We start from the raw sequence: 5,887 nt of genomic DNA on the forward strand, positions 1-5,887 counted from the left end.
GGCCGGCCGCGGCTCGCGCTTGCGTTCCGGTTCCTCGAGCGCCTCGGCGGCCGGCGCGGTGAGGTCGTCACCGGGCACGGCCACCTGCTCGGCGCGGTCCTGCTCGTCCTCGCGCCCGCCCGGCGGCGGCTCCGGCGCGGTGGCGCCCCCGGCGAAGCCGTACTCGTTGGGCTCGTCGTGCCTGCTCATGAGCGGAACCTCCCGGTCGTGCCGATTCGTCCTCCGCCGGGCGGTCACCGCCACGGCGCTCACCCGGGCTACTTACCCACCGGAGCGCCCTCCGATCATCGGGCGCCGCCGCACCACGCACGTCAGGTCAGCTCGGAGACCGCCTCGAAGATCAGCCAGAGGCCGCAGATGGCGAACAGCACGGCCGCGCCGTAACGGATGGTCCGCTCCGGCAGGTGCCGGCCGAGCATCCGGCCCACCAGGATCGCCAGCGCGTCCGCCGCCACCATGCCGAGCGTCGAGCCGAGCCAGGTGCCGAACCAGCCGTACTTGGTGGCCAGCGTGATGGTGGCGAGCATGGTCTTGTCGCCCAGCTCGGCCAGGAAGAACGCCACACCGACGGCGATGACGGCGGACCGGCCGCCGCGCTCGGCCTTGCGCTTCTCCTCCTCGGTCAGCTTGTCGCCGCGCAGCGTCCAGGCACCGAAGCCGAGGAACGCCAGACCGGCGATGAGTGAGATCCAGTCGGTGGGCAGGGCCGCGTTCAGGCCGTACCCGATGGCGACCGAGGCCAGGTGGACGACGGCGGTGGCGATCGTGATGCCGATGAGCACCGGCACCGGCTTGAACCGCGTGGCGAACGTCAGAGCCATGAGCTGGGACTTGTCGCCCAGCTCGGCGACGAAGATGACGCCGAAGCTGACCACCAGCGCGACGAGGAAACCCTCCATGTGAACCTTCCCGATCAAGCCGGGAGGAGGAACGGGGGCGCCCTCGACCCGGCTGCGACAGCCTGAGTCGAAGGTCTCGCCCGCCCCGGAGACCGGGGCCGCGTGGCCGGATGCGGAACGCACCAGTGTGTCGACCACGACATTGGGGGCTACTCCCCTTCGCGCCGCCAGCCTAGCCGATCACCGGCCGGCCCGGTCACCGGGTGTGGCCGGAGCCACGGCGGCCTCAGTCGGCGCGGGCCAGGCTCACCCCGAACAGCGCGTCCGGGTCGGTCCAGAACGCCCGCCTGTCGAACCCGGCGGCGGTCAGCTCGGCCGCGATCCCCTCCGGCCGGAACTTGGCCGACACCTCGGTCCGCAGCTCCTCACCGGCGGCGAACACCACGTCGGTGTCGAGCACCCGCACCCGGGCCGGGTGCTCGGCGCGCAACCGCATCTCGATCCACTCCCGCTCGGGATCCCAGACCGCCACGTGCCGGAACGCGTCGACGTCGAAGTCCGCGCCCAGCTCACGGTTGATCACCCGCAGCACGTTGCGGTTGAACTCGGCGGTCACGCCCGCCGCGTCGTCGTAGGCGGGCACGATCACGCCCGGATCCTTGACCAGGTCGGTGCCGACCAGCAGCCAGTCGCCGGTCTCCAGCGCCGCGCGCATCGCGGTGAGGAACTCGGCCCGTTCCACCGGCAGCAGGTTGCCGATCGTGCCGCCGAGGAACGCCACCAGTCGCCGGCCGCCGGTGGGCAGCCGGTCCAGGTGGCGGGTGAAGTCACCGACGATCCCCCGCACCCGCAGCCCCGGGTACGCGGCGGCGATCTGCTCGGTGGACGACCGCAACGCGCTCACCGACACGTCCAGCGGCACGAACGTGCCCAGGTCGCCGTGGCGGGTGAACGCGTCGAGCAGCAGCCGGGTCTTCTCCGACGAGCCCGAACCCAGCTCGATCAGCGTCTTCGCGCCGGTCATGGTGGCCACGTCGTCGGCGTGCGCGGCCAGCACCGCCCGCTCGGCGCGGGTCGGGTAGTACTCCGGCAGGCGGGTGATCTCCTCGAACAGCTCGCTGCCCCGGGCGTCGTAGAACCACTTCGGCGGCAGCCACTTCGGTGTCGCGGCCAGCCCGACCCGTACGTCCTCCCGCAACCCACGGTCGAGGTCCTGCTGCTCCAGGTGGATCTCCAGCGGCTCCGCGCTCATCGAGTGTCCTCTCTTGCGGTGGGTACGGATCGTCAGGCGGCGGTCGTGTCCCGCACGTCGAGCCCGCCCGTGGTCGCCACCACGAGCCGGCCGTCCGGCACGGCCCGCCAGGTCGGGTCGTCGTCGAACGGTTCGGACGCCAGCAGCACCGAGTCCGGGCCGCGGCGCACCGACAGGGCGTGCCCGGCCGTGCTCGCCACCACCGTCGTACCGTCGGTGAGCAGCAGGTTCAGCCGGGAGCCGGGAGCGGCGGCGGTCACCGCCGCGACGGTGTCCGCCACCGCCTCGTCCGGCGGCGCGCCGGCCCGCAGCCGGTGCCGGACCAGCGCCCACAGCAGCGCCGAGTCGGTCGGCACGTCCAGGGTGATCAGGTCGCGGACGGGCAGGCCGGCGGCGAGCGGGACGAGGCTGTCCGGCCAGCCCCGCACCACGCCGTTGTGGCTGAACAGCCACCGCCCCTCGGCGAACGGCGCGGCGGCCGTCTCGTGCAGCGGCATGCCGACGGTGGCCGAGCGGACCGCGGCCAGCACCGCCCGCACCCGGGTCACGGCGGCCAGCTCCGGCAGCGTGGTGTCGCTCCACATCGGCTGGGCCCGCCGGTAGCGGACCGGGTCGCCGTCGCCGGGGTACCAGGCGACGCCGAAACCGTCGGCGTTTATGGTGCCGCCGCCGCGCATGTCACGCGGCGCCCACGACTGGCGCAGCAGCCCGTACGGCGGGTCGAACAGCAGGCTGGACAGCAGCACGGGTGGACCGAGGTACGCGAGGTGACGGCACATCGGGCCGGTTCACTCCTCCGGGCCGGCGTCACGGGCGCAGCGGAAACCGCTGAAGATCTGCCGCCGGATCGGGTAGTCCCAGTTGCGGAACGTGCCCCGGCAGGCCGACCGGTCGGTGCCGAACGAGCCGCCCCGCAGCACCCGGTGGTCGTCGCCGAAGAAGACCTCCGAGTACTCCCGGTACGGGAACGCGGTGAAGCCCGGGTGACCCCGGAACGGCGAGGACGTCCACTCCCACACGTCGCCGACGAGCTGGTGCACGCCCAGCGCCGAGGCGCCGGCCGGGTACGCGCCCACCGGCGCCGGCCACAGGTGCCGCTGCCCCAGGTTGGCGTGCTCGGTGCCCGGGTCCTCGTCGCCCCACGGGTAGCGGCGGGAGCGGCCGGTCGCCGGATCCCAGCGGGCCGCCTTCTCCCACTCCGCCTCGGTGGGCAGCCGCTTGCCGGCCCACGCCGCGTACGCCTGCGCCTCGTACCAGCAGACGTGCACCACCGGCTCGTCGTCGCGTACCGGCGACCAACGGCCGAACCGGCGGTACGCCCAGCCGTCCCCGTCGCGCCGCCAGTGCATCGGCGCGCTCAGGTCCGCCTCGACGCGGTGCCGCCAGCCCGCCTCGCTCCACCAGCGCGCCTCGTCGTACCCGCCGTCGGCGATGAACGCCCGGTACTGACCGTTCGTCACCGGCGCGGCGTCGATGACGTACGCGGGCAGGTCGACGGTGTGCGCCGGACGCTCGTTGTCCAGCGCCCACGGGTCGGTGGAGGTGCCCATGGTGAACGGCCCGGCCGGCACCCGTACCTCCCCGCCGACCCGGGCCCGGGGCTCCGGCGGGGGCGGCGCGTCCAGCACCGGGGCGCCCGCGCGCAGCTGGTGGGTGGCGAGCATGGTCTCGTCGTGCTGCTGCTCGTGCTGCACGATCATGCCGAACGCGAACCCGTCGGCGACGAGCGGACGCTCGGTGAAGCGGATGCCGTCGAGCAGGTCGAACACCTTGTCGCGGACCGTACGCACGTAGGCGCGGGCCTCGGCCGGCGGCAGCAGCGGCAGCGCCGGGCGGTCCTTGCGGGGCTGCTTGAACGCGTCGTAGAGGTCGTCGATGTCGTGGCGCACCGGTTCGCGGCCGCCGACGTCGCGGACCAGCCACAGCTCCTCCTGGTTGCCGACGTGCGCCAGGTCCCAGACCAGCGGCGACATCAGCGTGGAGTGCTGCCGCACCAGGTCGTCGTCGTCCACCGCGTCGGTCAGCAGGGCGGTACGGGCCCGGGTCCGCTCCAGTTCCGCGGCGATCCGGTCACGTAGTCGCTCGGTGGTGATCACCGGTGTCCCCTCTCCGCGGCGCCGCGGTGCCGCCGGATCGCTCGATCGGTCTCGTCGTGGATGCCCTCCGGCAGGCCGAGCCGGGGCAGGGCCGTCAGGGCCAGGTCGAACAGCGCCGCCGCGGCGCTCGCCAGCGGACGCTCGGCCAGCCCGCACCGGGCCGCCGCGCGCCACCGGTCGGCGACCGGGCCGGCCGCCGCCAGCGCGTCCCGGGTGGTGACCGGGTCGGTGAAGAGCGCCGTGAGCACCGCCAGCGGCACCGTCCACTCCGGGCCGGGCTGGGTGTCCAGGTAGCGCAGCTCCAGGTAGCCGCGTGGGCGTACCGGTGGGAACAGCGTGCTGAGGTGGTATTCCAGGTCGCCGGTGGTGGGCGGGCGGGGCAGCGCCCCGGCCAGCCAGTCGGCGAACGTGACACCGGGCGGCGCGGTCCAGTCGGGGCCGTCGCCGCGTACGCACAGCAGCGGCGCGGCGAGCGCGTACCGGGTCCAGGTCGCCACCGGATCCTCGTCGGCGCGCTCGGGCGACCACACCGGACGGGTCCGGGCCGGGTCGATGGCCAGCCAGGTGGCCATCCGGGCGGAGGCCCAGCCGGTGCGGCGGCCCGCGTGCCGGTCGGCGGTGGCGAAGGCGGCGAGCAGCGGCGGGCCGACGGCGTGCGCGGCGGCCCAGCGCTGCGCCAGGTGCTCCGGCTCGCCCGCGTCCAGACAGACCTGGAGCCCGGCCGTGCTGTACATCATCGCCCGTCCCGCCGGGCCACGCCGGTCGAAGGCGCAGCGCATGGCGCGGTACCGGGGGGTCTCCACGACGGGCCGGGGAAGGCGCCAGGGGTCGATGCCGCTGCGGCCGAGCACCAGGCCGGCGGCGTCCAGCCGGGCCCGCAGCTCGGCGACGTCGGCCTCGGTGGCCAGGATGAGCGCGCCGACAGTCGATCGCGGCGTCGCGGAGATCTCCACCTGCCCGCCGGGCTCCACGGTCACGGCGCCTCCGCGCCGGAGCTCGTCGGCCGGGCTGGTGGGGTCGAGGGTCACCGGGCTGTGCCGCCCCAGCGCCTCGCGTAGTCGCTCGCGGTCGACCGGCCGGGCCGGGTCCGCGGCGTCGTGCACGGTCCATTCCAGTTCGACGCCGACGAGTGCGGGTGGCCCGGTCTTGAAGCAGATCCGGGCGAGGTGGCCCCGGGCCGCCTCCTCGTCCCCCAGGACGACTGCGCGGTCCAGGTCCGGCGACATCACCATGGGACGGCTCCTCCTCGGCGATGGGCGACGACGTCGTCGCGACGCGCCCGGCCGGGACGGCACGGGACGCCGCCCCACCATCCTCTGTCTAGCAGACGAGATCCGCTTGCCCGGAGAGATGAATTTTTGTCCGGAATCTGATTGCGCCGCGCCGCTCAGTCATCCGTCTCCCGGCCCGGGGGCTCGGGCTCCGGCGCGTCGTCCGGGCCCTCCGACGGCGCGCCCACGAGGTTGCGGCAGTAGCTCTCCACCTGCTCGGGGCCCCCGGCGGCGGCCACCAGGTCGGCGAAGCCCGGCTTGGTGAGTGCCTTCTCCCGCTGTCGTTCCGACTTGGCCAGGTAGGCGCGGCAGTGGCCGGCCAGGCTCGCCCCACCGGCCGGGGGCGTGGGCGGCCGGCCCTTGGCGCTCGGCGTACCGGACGGGGCCGGCGCCGGCGGGGATTCCGCGCCGGACGCGTCACCGGCCGGG

At 74.6% G+C, this 5,887-nt stretch carries 6 protein-coding genes and 1 pseudogene; all 7 read right to left on the bottom strand.

Features of this window, described 5'->3' with window-relative positions; all coding sequences use genetic code 11:
- Positions 1-189 (bottom strand): hypothetical protein (locus tag ACPCK6_RS29105; RefSeq protein WP_423482802.1); only part of this gene is annotated, 189 nt, incomplete at its 3' end.
- 122 nt (positions 190-311) lie between these two features.
- Positions 312-899, bottom strand: a complete 588-nt coding sequence (locus ACPCK6_RS29110) for a TMEM165/GDT1 family protein (RefSeq protein WP_128137940.1) — start codon at positions 897-899, stop codon at positions 312-314.
- Between the two features lie 226 nt (positions 900-1,125).
- On the bottom strand, positions 1,126-2,091 hold the full coding sequence (egtD, locus tag ACPCK6_RS29115) for an L-histidine N(alpha)-methyltransferase (protein ID WP_423482803.1): 966 nt from the start codon (positions 2,089-2,091) through the stop codon (positions 1,126-1,128).
- 32 nt (positions 2,092-2,123) lie between these two features.
- On the bottom strand, positions 2,124-2,870 hold the full coding sequence (egtC, locus tag ACPCK6_RS29120) for an ergothioneine biosynthesis protein EgtC (RefSeq protein ID WP_423482804.1): 747 nt from the start codon (positions 2,868-2,870) through the stop codon (positions 2,124-2,126).
- A 9-nt stretch (positions 2,871-2,879) separates the two neighbouring features.
- Complete coding sequence (gene egtB, locus ACPCK6_RS29125) at positions 2,880-4,187, bottom strand: ergothioneine biosynthesis protein EgtB (RefSeq protein WP_423482805.1); 1,308 nt, start codon at positions 4,185-4,187, stop codon at positions 2,880-2,882.
- Positions 4,184-5,419 carry an ergothioneine biosynthesis glutamate--cysteine ligase EgtA gene (egtA, locus tag ACPCK6_RS29130; RefSeq protein ID WP_423482806.1) on the bottom strand — a complete coding sequence of 412 codons (1,236 nt, stop codon included), beginning with the start codon at positions 5,417-5,419 and terminating at the stop codon, positions 4,184-4,186. Before egtA ends, egtB begins: the two co-directional genes overlap by 4 nt.
- A 155-nt stretch (positions 5,420-5,574) precedes the next feature.
- Positions 5,575-5,887 (bottom strand): annotated as a pseudogene (locus ACPCK6_RS29135) (hypothetical protein); the annotation flags it as partial.

Source organism: Micromonospora sp. AB353, from assembly GCF_049538395.1.
Taxonomy (GTDB): Bacteria; Actinomycetota; Actinomycetes; order Mycobacteriales; family Micromonosporaceae; genus Micromonospora; species Micromonospora aurantiaca.